16 protein-coding genes are annotated in these 15,494 nt (G+C 66.2%); 10 read left to right on the forward strand and 6 right to left on the reverse strand.

The features are described from left to right. Positions 1–78: 78 nt before the first annotated feature. From GGR40_RS08430 to GGR40_RS08455, 6 genes are all read left to right on the forward strand, one after another. Positions 79–822: a flagellar hook-basal body complex protein gene (locus GGR40_RS08430; RefSeq protein ID WP_429275779.1), complete on the forward strand. Its 744-nt coding sequence runs from the start codon at positions 79–81 to the stop codon at positions 820–822. 20 nt (positions 823–842) lie between these two features. Then, on the forward strand, positions 843–1,628 hold the full coding sequence (flgG, locus tag GGR40_RS08435) for a flagellar basal-body rod protein FlgG (protein ID WP_429275780.1): 786 nt from the start codon (positions 843–845) through the stop codon (positions 1,626–1,628). Further along, on the forward strand, positions 1,628–2,053 hold the full coding sequence (flgA, locus tag GGR40_RS08440; RefSeq protein ID WP_429275781.1) for a flagellar basal body P-ring formation chaperone FlgA: 426 nt from the start codon (positions 1,628–1,630) through the stop codon (positions 2,051–2,053). The genes flgG and flgA overlap by 1 nt, the downstream gene beginning before the upstream one ends. Before the next feature lie 22 nt (positions 2,054–2,075). Further along, positions 2,076–2,852, forward strand: a complete 777-nt coding sequence (gene flgH / locus GGR40_RS08445) for a flagellar basal body L-ring protein FlgH (protein WP_429275782.1) — start codon at positions 2,076–2,078, stop codon at positions 2,850–2,852. Between the two features lie 128 nt (positions 2,853–2,980). Next, entirely contained in the window at positions 2,981–3,856 is an 876-nt protein-coding gene (locus tag GGR40_RS08450; RefSeq protein WP_429275783.1) for a flagellin, read from the forward strand. Positions 3,857–3,984: 128 nt separating this feature from the next. Further along, positions 3,985–4,305 (forward strand): hypothetical protein, encoded by a 321-nt coding sequence (locus GGR40_RS08455; RefSeq protein ID WP_429275784.1) that lies wholly within the window; start codon positions 3,985–3,987, stop codon positions 4,303–4,305. Between the two features lie 6 nt (positions 4,306–4,311). On the opposite strand, the gene GGR40_RS08460 is transcribed toward GGR40_RS08455, so the two are convergent. Beyond that, positions 4,312–4,521 (reverse strand): hypothetical protein, encoded by a 210-nt coding sequence (locus GGR40_RS08460; RefSeq protein WP_429275785.1) that lies wholly within the window; start codon positions 4,519–4,521, stop codon positions 4,312–4,314. A gap of 23 nt (positions 4,522–4,544) precedes the next feature. After that, on the reverse strand, positions 4,545–7,148 hold the full coding sequence (mutS, locus tag GGR40_RS08465; RefSeq protein WP_429275786.1) for a DNA mismatch repair protein MutS: 2,604 nt from the start codon (positions 7,146–7,148) through the stop codon (positions 4,545–4,547). 114 nt (positions 7,149–7,262) lie between these two features. Between mutS and GGR40_RS08470 the strand changes: the two genes are divergently transcribed. Beyond that, positions 7,263–9,524 carry an NADP-dependent malic enzyme gene (locus GGR40_RS08470; RefSeq protein WP_429275787.1) on the forward strand — a complete coding sequence of 754 codons (2,262 nt, stop codon included), beginning with the start codon at positions 7,263–7,265 and terminating at the stop codon, positions 9,522–9,524. A gap of 164 nt (positions 9,525–9,688) precedes the next feature. Here GGR40_RS08470 and trmB read toward each other — a convergent pair whose 3' ends face one another. Beyond that, positions 9,689–10,405, reverse strand: a complete 717-nt coding sequence (gene trmB / locus GGR40_RS08475; protein ID WP_429275788.1) for a tRNA (guanine(46)-N(7))-methyltransferase TrmB — start codon at positions 10,403–10,405, stop codon at positions 9,689–9,691. Between the two features lie 130 nt (positions 10,406–10,535). On the opposite strand from trmB, the gene GGR40_RS08480 reads away from it, so the two are divergent. Together GGR40_RS08480 and GGR40_RS08485 are read left to right on the forward strand one after the other, a co-directional pair. Further along, positions 10,536–10,892, forward strand: coding sequence for a CidA/LrgA family protein (locus GGR40_RS08480; RefSeq protein ID WP_429275789.1), 357 nt, complete (start codon positions 10,536–10,538; stop codon positions 10,890–10,892). Next, positions 10,889–11,584, forward strand: a complete 696-nt coding sequence (locus tag GGR40_RS08485; RefSeq protein ID WP_429275790.1) for an LrgB family protein — start codon at positions 10,889–10,891, stop codon at positions 11,582–11,584. The genes GGR40_RS08480 and GGR40_RS08485 overlap by 4 nt, the downstream gene beginning before the upstream one ends. Before the next feature lie 83 nt (positions 11,585–11,667). Here GGR40_RS08485 and ctrA read toward each other — a convergent pair whose 3' ends face one another. From ctrA to GGR40_RS08500, 3 genes are all read right to left on the reverse strand, one after another. Then, a complete protein-coding gene (gene ctrA / locus GGR40_RS08490; protein ID WP_429275791.1) occupies positions 11,668–12,363 on the reverse strand; it encodes a response regulator transcription factor CtrA in 696 nt (231 codons plus the stop codon). Positions 12,364–12,618: 255 nt separating this feature from the next. After that, on the reverse strand, positions 12,619–13,998 hold the full coding sequence (locus GGR40_RS08495) for a putative O-glycosylation ligase, exosortase A system-associated (RefSeq protein ID WP_429275792.1): 1,380 nt from the start codon (positions 13,996–13,998) through the stop codon (positions 12,619–12,621). Next, complete coding sequence (locus GGR40_RS08500; protein ID WP_429275793.1) at positions 13,991–14,164, reverse strand: hypothetical protein; 174 nt, start codon at positions 14,162–14,164, stop codon at positions 13,991–13,993. Before GGR40_RS08500 ends, GGR40_RS08495 begins: the two co-directional genes overlap by 8 nt. Before the next feature lie 65 nt (positions 14,165–14,229). Between GGR40_RS08500 and GGR40_RS08505 the strand changes: the two genes are divergently transcribed. Next, complete coding sequence (locus GGR40_RS08505) at positions 14,230–15,474, forward strand: TIGR04063 family PEP-CTERM/XrtA system glycosyltransferase (protein ID WP_429275794.1); 1,245 nt, start codon at positions 14,230–14,232, stop codon at positions 15,472–15,474. Positions 15,475–15,494: the final 20 nt, after the last annotated feature.

Consider the following 15,494-nt stretch of genomic DNA (forward strand, 5'->3'; position numbering starts at 1 on the left):
CATTCCTATATATAGGATTGTTGGCCGGTCGGGGTGCGCCTTGCCGGGTTATACCGAGATTTTTGCAAGGGTCCGCCGATGGACGTCTCTTCCTTCGTCCTCCTGAGCCACGAACAGGCGCTACGCCGCCAGCTGGACGTGGCGGCGAACAACATGGCCAACGTCTCCACCGCGGGCTACAAGCGCGAACAGGCCGTCTTCCACGAATACGTCGAGAACGCGCAGGACGCCCCCGTACAGGACGCCCGCAAGACCTCCTACGTGCTGGATTACGGCGCCGTCCACGACATCGCGCAAGGGGCGTTCCAGTCCACCGGCAACCCGCTGGACGTGATGATCGACGGCCCTGGCTACCTCAACGTAGAGATGCCCGACGGCTCCACAGGCTATACCCGCGCGGGCTTCGTCAAAGTGCTGGAAAGCGGCGAACTGGCGACTTCGGGGGGCCAGCGCCTGCTGGACGAGAACGGCCGCCCGATCGCGATCCCGGTCGATCAGCTGGGGCAGGTGACGATCACCGGCGACGGCACCGTGATGGCCGGACAGGATCCGGTCGGGCGCCTCGCCGTGACCGGCTTCAACGACGAGAACATGCTGGAAGCTCGCGGCGACGGCGTGCTGACCGGCACCGGCGGCACCGTCATGACCGCAGCCCAGACCCGCCTGCGCACCGGCGGGGTGGAGGCGTCCAACGTCGAGCCGATCTCCGAAACCACCCGCATGGTCGAAGTGCTGCGCTCCTATCAGGTCAGCCAGCGGCTTTCGTCCGACCTTGCCGACATGCGCCGCAGCGCCATCGGCCGCCTCAGCAAGCTGGGTTAACCCGCAAAGGATACCGCCCCATGCGTTCGCTTTCCATCGCCTCGACCGGGATGCTGGCCCAGCAGACCAACGTCGACGTCATCTCGAACAACATCGCCAACATGAACACCACCGGCTTCAAACGCCAGCGGGCGGAGTTCCAGGACCTGCTATACCAGCAGGAAGCCCGCCCCGGCGCCGCGACCAGTTCGGACGGGACCAAGGTTCCCACCGGCATCCAGATCGGCGCGGGCGTGAAAACCGGCGGCGTCTACCGCATCACCGAACAGGGCGCGCTGACCAACACCGGCAACCAGTACGACATGGCGATCGACGGCGAGGGCTATTTCCAGGTCATGCTGCCCTCGGGCGACCTTGCCTATACCCGCGCCGGATCGTTCCAGCTGTCGGATCAGGGCGAACTGGTGACCACCGACGGCTACCGCGTACAACCCGACATCACCATTCCGCAGGGCGCGGTCAGCGTCTCTGTCTCCAAGACCGGCGAAGTGCAGGTGAAGCTGGACGGGCAGGTCGAGATGCAGACCGTGGGCCAGCTGGAACTTGCCACCTTCATCAACCAGGCGGGCCTGGCGGCGGTGGGCGACAACCTGTTCAAGGAGACCGGGGCGTCCGGCCAGCCGATCGTCTCCACCCCCGGACAGCCCGGCTACGGCACGCTGAGCCAGGGTTTCATCGAGGCGTCGAACGTGAACCCGGTGTCCGAGATCACCTCGCTGATCACCGCCCAGCGCGCCTACGAGATGAACAGCCGCGTTCTCAAGACTGCGGATGAGATGCTGCAGACTTCGACGCAGACCGTCTGATGCTGGGCGCGCTCCTTGTCCTTGCGGTGGCCGCCGCTCCGGCGGGCGAGACCACGCCCGTGCTCGCGCGGACGGTGGAGCGCGGCGAAGTGCTGTCCCGCACCGATTTCGAGACGGCGCGCATCGCGCCAGCCGTGGCGCGCGGCGCGCTGGGCCCTGCAGAGGCGGCCGGGCAGGAAACCACCCGCCGCATCCTTGCCGGCACACCCGTGCGCGCAGCCGATGTCGCCGTGCCCCGGCTGGTCCGCCGGGGAGAGAACGTGACCATCGCGGTCGTCTCGGGCGCCATGCGCATCACCTCGCCGGGCCGCGCGCTGGCGGATGCAGGCAAGGGCGAGCCGGTGCGCGTGCTCAACCTTGCCACCAGCCGCACGCTCGAAGGGGTCGCCGCCGCGACCGGCGAAGTGCGCATCGCCATCCAGTAGGACGCGCCAAGCAGGAACTACCATGACCAAGCCTTTCGCCGCCCTGACCTGCATCCTCGTATCGGCCAGCCTGCTGGCGGGCTGCGGGTCCGTGGGCCGCCTCAAGAACGTGGGCAAGGCCCCGAAGATGAGCGATCCCGGCGCGCCCGTCGCGCCCCGCATCGAACCTTCGCTGGGCAACCACGCCACCGCGGACACGACTCCGGATGGCGGCGATCCGAAGCTGGCCGACGCCGATCGCGGCGCTTCGCTGTTCCGTACCGGCGGCGGCGCCTTCTTCCGCGATCAGCGCGCGTCTCGGGTGGGTGACATCGTCACCATCCGCATCAACATCGCCGACAATGCGCAAGTCGCCAACAGCACCACGCGCACCCGCAACGGCAGCGAAGGCGGCGGCATTGCTGCGCTGCTGGGCCTCGAAAGCCAGATCGGCAAAGTCCTGCCCGGCAACCCGGACCCGGGGAACCTCGTCAGCACCAATTCCAAGTCGAGCGCGGTGGGCGTGGGCAATACCGCCCGGTCCGAACAGATCAACATGACGGTGGCCGCAACCGTCATCGGCGTCCTGCCCAACGGCAACCTTGCCATTCGCGGCAAGCAGGAAGTGCGCGTCAACTTCGAACTGCGCGAACTTGTCGTCTCTGGCGTGATCCGGCCCGAAGACATCGCCCGCGACAATTCCATTCGCCACAGCCAGATCGCCGAGGCCCGCATCAGCTATGGCGGACGGGGCCAGCTGACGGACGCGCAGCAGGCACGCTGGGGCCAGCAGATCTACGACGCCCTGTTCCCGTTCTGACGGCTTATAGTTTTTCCACAGGCTGAAACCATCCTTTAACGACTCCTCCTAGAATAAGACTGCACCCGGATCTTTCGGGATCGCAAGAGGCCGCAGAATCGGCCGGTAACCTAGAAGGGAACAAGGAAATGGCGTTTTCGGTCAACACCAACAGCGGCGCAATGGCAGCTCTCCAGAGCCTCAATGCGACGAACAAGTCCATGGAAACCGTGCAGAGCCGTATCACCACGGGTCTGAACGTGGCATCCACCAAGGACGACTCCGCGAAGTACACCGTCGCTCAGACCCTGCGCGGTGATCTTGGCAAGCTGGGCGCGGTCACCACCTCGCTCAACAACGCCAAGAGCGTCACCGACGTGGCGGTTGCCGGTGCCGAGCAGGTCTCCGACCTCATCAACCAGATGAAGTCGAAGGCGCTCGAAGCTTCGGACGAAGGTCTCGACGTTGAAAGCCGCACCGCAATCTCGAAGGACCTGATCACGCTCAAGAAGCAGATCAACACGGTCATCGATGGTTCGGACTTCAACGGCACCAACCTTCTGAAGGGCGGCGCTGCCACCACCGCTACGGACGGTAAGGTCAGCGCCCTGCAATCGATCGAGGGGGACACTCTCTCCGTCGCCAACCAGGGCTTCACCGATCTTGCCGAGGACGCCTTCGGCGCGTCCGCGGATGACGCCACCATCACCGCACTGGCCGGCACCGATTCGGCCGTTGCTGCAGAAGCAGCTTCGGACCTCGGCGACACTCTCGACGTCTTCTTCGACGCCGTGAAGTCCAGCCTGTCGGAACTGGGCGCCGGTTCGCGTCAGATCGAAGGTCAGCTCAGCTTCAACAGCAACCTGAACGACGTGATCACGACGGGTATCGGCAACCTTGTCGATGCCGACCTCGCGAAGGAATCGGCGAACCTTCAGGCCCTGCAGGTCCAGCAGCAGCTGGGTGTGCAGGCTCTGTCGATCGCCAACCAGGCACCGCAGACGCTCCTGTCGCTCTTCCGTTAAGGACGGCAGGCACCTCCGGTTCGCCGGGGGTACATTTCGGAAAGGCCGGAGCGGTTCGCCGCTCCGGCCTTTCTTGCATGGGAACCGGCGTCGGCACCGATCCGTTGAGGCGGTGAAGGAGATTTCGCATGACCGAGCGCCCCGAAGACCGCGCCCCCGAGACCGTCAACGACGAACAGGAAGACGAGGCCAATCAGGCCCAGTCGATCACCGACGAGGCGATTGGTCGCTCCGCTGCCGGGCAGCGCCTGGGCGACACCGAGAAGGTCAAGGGTGGCATCCGCGACGAAGACGACGTGCAGGATCTGGTCGATCACATGAACCAGATGGACACCAGCGGCGCCATCGACATGTCTGCCTACGACGGCGAAGAGACGATGGACGATCTGGAAGGTCGCTACGGCAAGGACAACGCCGCCGACCCCGAATTTTCCGAGGACGATTCCTGAACCCGCCTACTTGCTGCGGCCGACATCGCTCCATGCATTGACGATCTGCTGCGCCTCCCCCGCTTCGGCGGCCTGATCACTGTTGCTCACGGCCCCCATGCCGTCATCGGCATCGGGAGCGGGGATGGAGCAGTAGGCCGTTGCGAGAATGCCCGCCGACCACATCAGGGCATGCCAGCGGCTTCTGAAGACGTGCGAAAGGCGGGGTCCGAACATGGTCGCCCCCTACAGCGAGAAGATTAAGGTTCGGTGCCCGCCTCGCGCTTGAGATCGTAGAGCACTTCCAGCGCGTCGCGCGGCGAAAGCGCGTCTATGTCCATGTCGCGCAGTTTGTCGCGCAGGGCGTCGCAGGCTTCTTCGCGCACTTCCTGCGCGGCGGCGAACAGCGGCAGGTCGCCCAGCCCCGCGGCCAGCCCGCCGGTTTCCGCGCGGCCCTTTTCCAGCTTGTCCAGCACGGACTTGGCGCGGCTGATGACCTTGGGCGGCACCCCGGCAAGGCGCGCCACGGCAAGGCCATAGCTGCGATCGGCAGGCCCTTCCGCCAGTTCATGCAGCAGCACCAGATCGCCCTTCCACTCCCGCGCGCGAACGTGGTGGAGCGACAGCGCCTCGCAGGTCTCGGCCAGCCGCGCCATTTCGTGGTAGTGCGTGGCGAACAGGCAGCGGCAGCGGTTGGTCCCGTGCACGGCCTCTGCCACGGCCCAGGCCAGCGCAAGGCCGTCATAGGTGGACGTGCCGCGCCCCACTTCGTCAAGGATGACGAAGCTGCGCTCTCCCGCCTGCGACAGGATCGCGGCGGTTTCCACCATCTCCACCATGAAGGTAGAGCGCCCGCGCGCCAGATTGTCGGACGCGCCGACGCGGCTGAACAGGCGATCGACCATGCCGATCCGCGCCGATTTCGCGGGCACGAACCCGCCCGCCTGCGCCAGCAGCACGATCAGCGCGTTCTGGCGCAGGAAGGTGGACTTACCGCCCATGTTGGGCCCGCCGATGAGCCATAGGCGGTCATGGCTGGCAAGGCGGCAGTCGTTGGCTACGAAGCGTTCGCCCTGTGCCTTCAGCGCAGCCTCGACCACCGGATGGCGCCCGCCTTCGATCTCCAGCGAGAGGCCGTCCACCACCTGCGGCCGCGTCCAGCTGCCTTCTGCCGCGCGCTCGGCCTGCCCGGCGGCAACGTCGAGCCGGGCAAGGGCGGCGGCGGTGCGGGCGATTTCACGCCGGGCGGCGATGGCCTCTGCCACCAGCCCCTCGAAATGCGCCTCCTCGGCGGCGAGTGCGTGGCCGCCCGCCTCGGTGATGCGCGCGGCTTCCTCGTGCAGGGCCAGCGCATTGAAGCGCATGGCGCCTGCCATCGTCTGGCGATGCGAGAAACCGCTTTCCGGCTCCATCAGCTTGTCGGAATGCCGCTGCGCCACTTCGATGAAGTAGCCCAGCACGTTGTTGTGCTTGATCTTGAGCGAGGCGACGCCGGTATCCTCGCGGTACTTGGCCTCGAGCGCGGCGATGGCGCGGCGGGCATTGCCCGACATTACGCGCAGTTCGTCCAGCGCGGCGTCGTAGCCGGAAGCAATATAGCCCCCCTGCCCGCGTTCGGTTGGCGGCGTTTCCACCAGCGCGCGGGCGAAGTGATCGACCAGCGCACCGTGGCCGCCAAGGTCCGGCAGCAGCCGCTCCAGCAGAACCGGCAGATCGTCCCGCCCGACCAGCCGGTCGCCGATCCGGCGCGCGCCGCTCAGGCCATCGCGCAGCTGCCCAAGGTCGCGCGGCGATCCGCGTCCCGCCACCACGCGGCCCAGCGCGCGGCTGACGTCGGGCAGCGCCCGCAGCGCGGCGCGCATGTCTTCGCGCAGCAGGGCATCGCCGTGAAGCCACTCCACCAGCTCAAGCCGTTCCGCAATCGCCATACGGTCGGTCAGCGGGGCGGACAGATCCTCGGCGAGCTGCCGCGCGCCGGCGCCGGTCACGCAGCGGTCGATGGCGTCGATAAGGCTGCCTTTACGGCCACCCTGCGACGCCTCAAGGATTTCCAGACTGGCGCGCGTCGCCTCGTCCATCGCCAGCGCCGCGTCGCTGGCGCGCGCTTCGGGCGGAAGCAGCAGGGGCAGCGAACCGCGCCCGACATGGTCTAGATAGGCGATCAGCCCTCCGGCCGCGGCCAGCATCGCCCGCGTGAAGGCACCGAACCCGTCCAGCGTCGCCACGCCATGAACCAGCTTGAGCCGCCCATCGCCGCCGTCGGACGAAAATTCGTGCGCGGATCGGCGGATCGCCGCTTCAGGCGCCGCGTCCCAGCCGTCGGGCACCACCAGTTCGCTTGCGCCCAGGCGCGCCAGCGCCGCCGCCAGCCGGTCCGGGTCGCATTCCTCCAGCTCCATGCGGCCGGTGGAGATATCGCAAGCGGCGATGCCCACCACACCGCGCACTTCGCAGGCCGCCGCCAGCACATTGGCCCGGCGCGGTTCCAGCAGCGATTCCTCGGTCAGCGTGCCAGCCGTGACGAAACGCACGATGCCGCGCGCCACCAGCGCCTTGGACCCGCCCCGCTTCTTCGCTTCGGCGGGGGTTTCCGTCTGCTCGGCGATGGCGACGCGGCAACCGGCCTTTATCAAACGCGCCAGATAGCCTTCGGCGGCATGCACCGGCACGCCGCACATCGGGATCGGCTGGCCCAGATGCTCACCGCGCGTCGTCAGCGCGATATCCAGCACCTGGCTGGCCACTTTCGCATCCTCGAAGAACAGTTCGAAGAAGTCGCCCATACGGTAGAACAGCAGGCAGTCGCCCGCCTCTTCGCGCAGCGTCAGGTACTGCGCCATCATCGGAGTCGCGGCGGAAGTCATGCCGCCAGCGTTAGCGGCGCACCTGATGCTTTGGGAAGCCGGCGCACCGATCCTTTCCCCTATCGCGTGGCGATAACATTCGTTAGTGCCCCTTGAGAAACCGGGAGGCCAGCATTGTCCGATAAGTCCAAGGTCCAGTTCACCGACCGCGAAGCCCTGTTCTATCACCAGACCCAGCGTCCGGGTAAGATCGAGATCATCGCCAGCAAGCCGATGGCGACCCAGCGCGACCTCAGCCTTGCCTATTCGCCCGGCGTCGCCGTGCCGGTGCAGGCCATCGCCGACGATGCCGCCACCGCCTACGACTACACCGCCAAGGGCAATCTGGTGGCGGTGATCTCCAACGGCACCGCGATCCTGGGCATGGGCAATCTGGGCGCGCTGGCGTCCAAGCCGGTGATGGAAGGCAAGGCGGTGCTGTTCAAGCGCTTTGCCGACGTCGATTCCATCGACATCGAACTGGCCAGCGAAGACACGGACGCGCTGATCGAGGCCATCGCGATGATGGAGCCGAGCTTCGGCGGCATCAACCTTGAGGATATCAAGGCCCCGGAATGCTTCATCATCGAGCAGACCCTGCGCGAACGCATGAACATCCCGGTCATGCACGACGACCAGCACGGCACGGCGATCATCGCCGCCGCCGGCCTCATCAACGCCTGCCTCATCACCGGGCGCAAGCTGGACGAGATCAAGGTGGTGGTGAACGGCGCGGGCGCCTCGGCGCTGGCCTGCACCTCGCTCATCAAGTCGATGGGCGTCCGCCACGAGAACGTCCTGGTCTGCGACACGCGCGGCGTGATCTATCCGGGGCGTGAGCACGTGGACCAGTTCAAGTCCACGCATGCCGTCGCCACCGACAGGCGCACCCTGACCGAAGCGCTCGTCGGGGCAGACGTCGTCCTGGGCCTGTCCGCCAAGGGGGCGATCACCCCCGAGATGGTCAAGTCGATGGCGCCCGAGCCGATCATCTTCGCCATGGCCAACCCGGACCCGGAAATCACCCCGCCGGATGCCAAGGCCGTGCGCCCGGATGCCATCGTCGCCACGGGCCGGTCGGACTATCCGAACCAGGTCAACAACGTGCTGGGCTTCCCCTTCATCTTCCGCGGCGCGCTGGACGTGCGGGCAACCGCGATCAACGAAGAGATGAAGATCGCCGCCGCCACCGCCATCGCGGAACTGGCGCGCGAACAGGTGCATGAGGACGTCGCCGCCGCTTATGGCGAAGCGCAGCAGTTCGGGCGCGACTACATCATCCCCGCGCCGTTCGATCCGCGCCTGATGGAAGTGGTGCCGATGGCCGTCGCCCGCGCGGCGATGGAATCTGGCGTTGCACAGAAGCCGATCGAGGATTTCGACGCCTATCGCGACCAGTTGAAGGCGCGCCTGAATCCGACAACCTCGGTGCTCACCCGCGTCTACGAACAGGTCAAGGCCAACCCCAAGCGCGTGATCTTCGCGGAGGCCGACAACGAAGTCGTCCTGCGTGCCGCGATCCAGTATCGCGATTTCGGCTACGGCGAACCCGTGCTGGTGGGACGCACGCAGGTCATCCATGACAAGATGGCCGAACTGGGCGTGCCGCACCCCGAAAGCTTCCACATCGAAAACTCCATGGTATCCGACCATGTCGAGCCGATGGTGGAGATGCTGTACGACCGTCTGCAGCGTCGCGGCTTCCTCAAGCGCGACGTACAGCGCATGTGCAACACGGATCGCAACATCTTCGCCGCCGGGCTTCTCAAGCTGGGCGTCGGCGATGCGCTGGTCACCGGCATGACCCGGCCTTTCGCACAGTCGATCAAGGAAGTGCGCCGCGTGCTGGATCCTGCGCCCGACCAGCTGCCCTTCGGCATCCACATGCTGGTCGGCAAGAACCACACCGTGTTCATGGCCGACACCACCATCAACGAGCGCCCCACGGCAGAGGAACTGGTGGTCATCGCCAGGGAAACCGCCGCCGTCGCCCGCAAGCTGGGCCACGAACCGCGCGTCGCCTTCCTCAGCTACTCCACCTTCGGCAACCCGGCGGGCAAGTGGCTGGACGCCACGCGCGAAGCGATCCGCATGCTGGACGAACAGCAGGTCGACTTCGAGTACGAGGGCGAAATGGCCCCCGACGCGGCGCTCAACCCCAGGATCATGGAACTGTACCCGTTCTGCCGCCTGTCGGCACCGGCGAACGTGCTGATCATGCCGGGGCTGCAGTCGGCCAACATCTCGGCCAAGCTGCTCAAGGAAATCGGCGGCACGACCTCGATCGGGCCGATGCTGCTGGGTATGGAAAAGCCGGTGCAGATCGTGCCGATGACCGCCATCGCGCCCGACGTGCTGACCCTTGCTGCGCTGGCTGCGGCGGGGATCGCAGGGTAAGACAAGAAAGGGCGCGCAGGGACCATTCCCGCGCGCCCTTTTCTTCATCATCGTCCCGGGCTTGATCCGGGACCGCTGGCGTATTTTCAGGTGATAGCTAGCTGCGCGCGCAGCAACGTGGGCTGGTCATGGCCAGCGGTCTCGGATCAAGTCCGGGACGACGTTCACCTGCGCCGGTAGCGGAAATACCAGACCTCATGCCCGTAGACCGTGCGCGCCTTATGTTCGTAGCGGGTCTGGGGCCAGCCGCCGGGGCGGACCTGGAAGTCGCCGGGCTTTTCGCATAGCCACTCGAACTGGTCGGTGTGGCGCTGCATCACCATCAGCGCGTGGCGCAGGTAGACAGCGTGGTCGGTGCCGAAGCGGAACTCGCCGCCGGGCTTCAGCTTTGCGGCGAACATGTCGACCGGGCCGTCGTTCATCATGCGGCGCTTGGCGTGCCGGGCCTTGGGCCAGGGATCGGGGTGCAGCAGGTAGAGGAACGAGAGCGAGCCATCGGGGATGCGCGCCAGCACTTCCAGCGCGTCGCCGTGGTGGATGCGCACGTTGCCGATCGGCGGGTGTTCGCCATTGTCGCCGCTGACGTGCAGCAGCGCCTGCGCCACGCCATTTAGGAACGGTTCCGCGCCGATAAAGCCGTGGTCGGGCAGCATGTCGGCGCGGCTCGCCATGTGCTCGCCGCCGCCGAAGCCGATCTCGAAGTGCAGCGGACGGTCGTCGCCGAACAGCACCTGCGATGTGATCGGGCCGTCTTCGGGCATGGCGATGCGGGGCAGCAGATCATCGACCAGCCCCTGTTGCCCGGCGCGCAGGGGCTTGCCCTTGGCGCGGCCGTAAAGGCGGTTGAGCGTGGTCGGATCGCCGGATTTGTAAGCCGTCATGGCGCGCGCCACTGGCACCGGGACGCGCGCGGGTCAATGGACTCGGTGAAGGGGGCGAAGTTGCGCCGCGCAACTTGCATGGGCGAAATGCCGATTGCCAGCATGGCGCCGGCCCTGCTTTATCGCCGCCATGCTGCGCGCCATCTTCCTTCTGCTCGCCTGCCAGTTGGCGGGTGAAGTCATTCATCGCCTGACCGGGCTGCCCCTGCCGGGATCGGTGATCGGCATGATCCTGCTGATCGGCTGGCTGGCGCTGGTGCCCGCAGAGCGCCCGGTGCTGGCAACGGTGACCGGGTGGCTGACCGCGCACCTTTCGGTGATGTTCGTCCCCGCCGCGATCGGTTTGATGGAGGAAGGCCCGGCCCTGTCGCGCTACGGCGTGGGACTGGTAACGGCGACGGTCGCATCCACGCTGCTGACACTGGCGGTGACCGCGCTGGTATTCCGCTGGGCACTCGCCCGCTTTGCGCCGGACGGCGAAGCGTGACCGCCCCGCTGCTGACCACGCCCCTCCTGTGGCTGACCGCGACACTGGGCGCGTTCGCGGTGTTCGACACGTTGTCAAAACGGTGCGCCCGCCATCCCCTGCTGCATCCGGTGCTGTGGACCACGCCGGTGCTGATCGGCCTGCTGATCGCCACCGGTACCTCTTACGGCACCTACATGACCGCGACACTGCCGCTGGCCTTCCTGCTTGGGCCTGCCGTGGTCGGGCTGGCAGTGCCGATCTGGAACGAGCGGGTCCGCATCCGGCGCCTTGCCATGCCGATCGGGCTGGCGCTGGGAGCGGGCGCGGTGACGTCCATCGTCGGCGCTGTGGGCATCCTGTCGCTGTTCGGGGCCCCGCGCGAAATGCTGGCGTCGATCGCACCGCGCGCAACCACTACCCCCGTCGCCATGGCTGTGGCCGGGCAGCTTGGCGGCGTCCCCGCCCTTGCCGCGGTGATCGTGCTGTTCGCAGGCGTGGTGGGAGCGATGGTGGCCACACCGCTGTTCGACGCGATGGGCCTGCACGATCGGCGCGCGCGCGGCTTTTCCCTTGGAGTCGCTGCCCACGGCATCGGCACGGCCCGCGCCTTTCAGGAGGATGCGACAGCGGGCGCTATGGCCAGCCTGGCGATGGCGCTGAACGCAATCGTGACGGCGGCGCTGCTTTCGATCGTCGCAGTGGCGGTATGACCACGCGGCAGTCATAAAACAACGGCCCGCCCCTTGTCAGGGCAGGCCGCCTTGGTTCCTGCAAGGGGTGCAGGGTATTACGGTCAGGCCGCTTCGGCAGCCTCGTCCGGATCGCGCAGCACGTAGCCGCGCCCCCACACGGTTTCGATGTAGTTCGAACCGTCGCAGGCATGCGCCAGCTTCTTGCGCAGCTTGCAGATGAAGACGTCGATGATCTTCAGCTCCGGCTCGTCCATGCCGCCGTACAGGTGGTTGAGGAACATTTCCTTGGTCAGCGTGGTGCCCTTGCGCAGCGAGAGCAGTTCCAACATCGCGTATTCCTTGCCGGTCAGATGCACGCGGGCGCTGTCGACCTCGACGGTCTTGGCATCGAGGTTGACGACCAGCTTGCCGGTGCGAATGACCGACTGCGAGTGGCCCTTGGACCGGCGCACCACGGCGTGGATGCGGGCGATCAGTTCCTCACGATGGAACGGCTTGGTCACGTAATCGTCGGCACCGAAGCCGAACGAGCGCACCTTGCTGTCCATTTCCGAGATGCCCGACAGGATCAGCACCGGCGTCTGCACCTTGGCGACGCGCAGCTTCTTGAGCACGTCGTAGCCGTGCATGTCGGGCAGGTTGAGGTCGAGAAGGATGATGTCGTAATCGTACAGCTTGCCCAGATCGAGGCCTTCCTCGCCCAGATCGGTGGAGTAGACGTTGAACCCTTCCGCAGTCAGCATGAGCTCGATGGCCCGGGCCGTGGTCGGTTCATCCTCGATCAGCAGCACTCGCATGGGTCGGTTCCTTCTTGCCCCCGATGCCCGTGGCGCTCACGCAGCCGTAACGGACATTGCGTTGTATTAACCATATGACCAATGAAGGTTAAAGGTTAATTCGTCGTAAACACCGGAAAACCCCTTAAGCACTTCAACTGGGATGATCCGGCGAAAAGCGCGCGAACCGCGCCATTGGTCGAAAGAACGGCGGTGACTGGTTAATGTTAAGGATTCAAGACAGGGAAATGCAAACGATTGATAAATCCGGCACGTTCAACCGGTCGCGCCGTTTGCCGGTGGCGCGTTAACGCGCATCGGTGCGCGTGCCTTCAACGCGCGTGTCGCGGGCCTGTCGATTCGCTTGAGATAGCTCCACAGCCCGCACTGCAGTCCGATCAGCATCAGGATGAAGGGCTGGAAGGCGATGCCGACGAACACCGATCCGATCAGGTAGACCACCTGCGCCAGTTGCAGCGATACCGCCAAGGGAGCCACCCAGCGTTCGTCGGGACCCGTGCGGGATTTCCAGCGACGGCGAATCAGCTCCATCTGCACCAGCCCCGATACCTGCAGCAGCAGCCACAGGCCCAGACCCGGAAAGCCCTGCTCGCCCAGCATCTCGAAATAGCTGGAGTGGAAGGCGCGGCCCGTCTCCACGATCGGGGTACGTGTAACGGTGGTCACGCTGCCGCTCTTCTGGGTGGAGATCGTGTCGTAGGCGACCTTGCTGGACATGTAGACCTCGAAGCCACCGCCGAACGGATGCTCCTTCGCATAGCCCATCGTCCACTTCCATACGCCAAGCCGCGTGCCTGCGGACTGGTCGGACTGGTGATCCTCGATCGTGTTCATGCGCGCCAGGAACGACTGCGGCAGGAACGGCAGGGCGATGACCACGGCCAGCGACATACCTGCCGACAGCAGCACCCGATGCTTTGCCGTGCGCATGTAAAGCCCGGCCAGAATCGCCAGACACACCAGCCCCGTGCGCGCCTGCGTGCCGATGGGAATCAGCGAGCACGCGAAGATCAGCGCCCCGGTGAACAGCCACACCCGCCAGTCCGGCGGGAAGATCGTGCCGTACTTCGCCAGCCACACCGCCACCGGGATCAGCGCGACGGCCACGCACGATATGATCGATCCCTCATAAAGCCCGGTGTTGTTCTCCACGAAGATGCGCAAGGTGCCATACCCGCCCCCGCCCATCGCCGTCTTCAGCCCGCCGTCGATGATGAGCGCGCTGGCGGAGAGAACCATCACCAGCGCCACCGCCTCTATCCGCAGGCGCGTGCGCAGGGTCAGCGGCAGGAACATGGCAAAGACCACCGCCTTCCACACCCAGGCCCACTTGGTCAGCGCTTCCACCGGATAGTCGGCGCGGATCGTCGTGACCGCGCAGTAGGCCAGCAGCACGCCCAGTAGGCCCTGCCGCCAGGTGAAGCGCGAATCGCGCTTGTCGTCGAACACCAGCCAGCCCAGAAACGCGGCGGCAAAGGCGATCAGCGACGTGGGGATCTGCGACAGGAAGCCCCACGAGATGATCTGTGGCGCCACGATGTCGATGTAAAGGTAGCACAGTATCCAGATGAACGGCCGCTTGAACCCCAGCAGGATCAGCGTGAAGAAGAACCCGGTCAGCGCAAGGTTAAGCATCGGGGGCGTCCGGTTCCGCCGTGCTCACCCGCATCCGCACTTTCGCACCGCGCTTGGGGCGCGCAGCTTCGGCCCCTTCCGAATCGAGGTCGGCACGCCACAGCAGCCGCCAGGCGGCGACCAGCAGCAGTCCGTGGGATAGGGCAAGGGCAAGGATGTCAACCATCGACTGCCGCGTTAGCAGATGCGAGTTGACGGCGCGTTAAGCGTTCAACGCTAGGAATTTTCGCCATGACCCGCATTCTTCACGTGCTCGACCACTCGCTGCCGATCCACAGCGGCTATACTTTCCGCACGCGCGCGATCCTCAAGGCGCAGCAGGCGCTGGGCCTTGATGTGCGCGGCGTGACCGGCCCGCGCTACAACGAGGGCGATGGCGTGGTGGAGGAGCACGAAGGCCTCCTGTTCCACCGTGCCGGGGGGCAAAGCGGGGGCAAGCTGCCGGGCCTGCGCGAATGGCGCGAGATCGCCTTGTTCGCGCAAGGCATCGACAGGGTCGTCCAGCAGTGGCGGCCCGACGTGATCCATGCCCATTCGCCGGTGCTTTGCGGGCAGGCCGCGCTCAAGGTGGCGCGCAAGCACGGGATACCCCTGGTCTACGAGATTCGTGCCTTCTGGGAGGATGCCGCCGTCGGCAACGGCACCGGCAGCGAAGGTTCGGTGAAGTATCGCCTGACCCGCGCCCTCGAATCGCATGTCGTGCGCAAGGCCGACGCGGTAGTGACCATCTGCGAGGGGCTGCGCGCTGATCTGGCCGCGCGCGGCGTGCCCGAAGGGAAGATCACCGTCATGCCCAACGGCGTGGACCTGGCCCTGTTCGGCACCCCCCTGCCCCGCGACGAGGCCTTCGCCCGCGAACTGGGGTTTGCCGACGATGCAGGGCCGTGCCCCGTCATCGGCTTCATCGGCAGCTTCTACGACTACGAAGGGCTGGACGTCCTGATCGACGCTATGCCCGCCCTGGTAGCCCGCCATCCGCGCGCCCGGCTGCTCATGGTCGGCGGCGGACCGCGTGAAGAGGCGCTGCGGGCGCAGGCGGCAGCGTCTCCCGCCGCGCAGGCGATTCGTTTCGTGGGCCGCGTACCGCATCATGAGGTCGACCGGTACTATGCGCTGTGCGACGTCATGGCTTATCCGCGCAAGAAGAGCCGCCTGACCGACCTCGTCACCCCGCTGAAACCGCTGGAGGCGATGGCGCAAGGCAAGCTGGTGGCGGCCAGCAACGTCGGCGGCCACCGAGAACTCATCACCGATAGCTTGACCGGAGTGCTGTTCGCGCCCGACGATGCACAGGCCTGCGCCGATTCGCTCGCCCGGCTGCTCGAGTCCCGCGCGCGGTGGGAAACCTACCGGGCGGCGGGCCGCCAGCACGTCGAAACCCGCCACGACTGGGCCGAGAACGCCCGTCGTTATCCTGTCGTTTACCAAATGCTGGCAGCAAAGACCGATCAAGCAGGGCCGCGAGCCGCCTCCTGAAGGCGGAAAGATACATCGCA

Source organism: Novosphingobium gossypii (genome assembly GCF_050433305.1).
In the GTDB taxonomy this organism is placed as follows: Bacteria; Pseudomonadota; Alphaproteobacteria; order Sphingomonadales; family Sphingomonadaceae; genus Novosphingobium; species Novosphingobium gossypii.

Excerpts from the sequence above, each read along its gene's own strand:
- trmB (WP_429275788.1), bottom strand. The coding sequence starts at position 10,405 with ATGACGGCTTACAAATCCGGCGATCCGACCACGCTCAACCGCCTTTAC.
- mutS (WP_429275786.1), bottom strand. The coding sequence starts at position 7,148 with ATGACTTCCGCCGCGACTCCGATGATGGCGCAGTACCTGACGCTGCGC.
- ctrA (WP_429275791.1), bottom strand. The coding sequence starts at position 12,363 with ATGCGAGTGCTGCTGATCGAGGATGAACCGACCACGGCCCGGGCCATC.
- flgH (WP_429275782.1), top strand. The coding sequence starts at position 2,076 with ATGACCAAGCCTTTCGCCGCCCTGACCTGCATCCTCGTATCGGCCAGC.
- GGR40_RS08505 (WP_429275794.1), top strand. The coding sequence starts at position 14,230 with ATGACCCGCATTCTTCACGTGCTCGACCACTCGCTGCCGATCCACAGC.
- GGR40_RS08495 (WP_429275792.1), bottom strand. The coding sequence starts at position 13,998 with ATGCTTAACCTTGCGCTGACCGGGTTCTTCTTCACGCTGATCCTGCTG.
- GGR40_RS08460 (WP_429275785.1), bottom strand. The coding sequence starts at position 4,521 with ATGTTCGGACCCCGCCTTTCGCACGTCTTCAGAAGCCGCTGGCATGCC.
- flgA (WP_429275781.1), top strand. The coding sequence starts at position 1,628 with ATGCTGGGCGCGCTCCTTGTCCTTGCGGTGGCCGCCGCTCCGGCGGGC.
- GGR40_RS08455 (WP_429275784.1), top strand. The coding sequence starts at position 3,985 with ATGACCGAGCGCCCCGAAGACCGCGCCCCCGAGACCGTCAACGACGAA.
- GGR40_RS08450 (WP_429275783.1), top strand. The coding sequence starts at position 2,981 with ATGGCGTTTTCGGTCAACACCAACAGCGGCGCAATGGCAGCTCTCCAG.
- GGR40_RS08430 (WP_429275779.1), top strand. The coding sequence starts at position 79 with ATGGACGTCTCTTCCTTCGTCCTCCTGAGCCACGAACAGGCGCTACGC.
- GGR40_RS08500 (WP_429275793.1), bottom strand. The coding sequence starts at position 14,164 with ATGGTTGACATCCTTGCCCTTGCCCTATCCCACGGACTGCTGCTGGTC.
- GGR40_RS08480 (WP_429275789.1), top strand. The coding sequence starts at position 10,536 with ATGCTGCGCGCCATCTTCCTTCTGCTCGCCTGCCAGTTGGCGGGTGAA.
- flgG (WP_429275780.1), top strand. The coding sequence starts at position 843 with ATGCGTTCGCTTTCCATCGCCTCGACCGGGATGCTGGCCCAGCAGACC.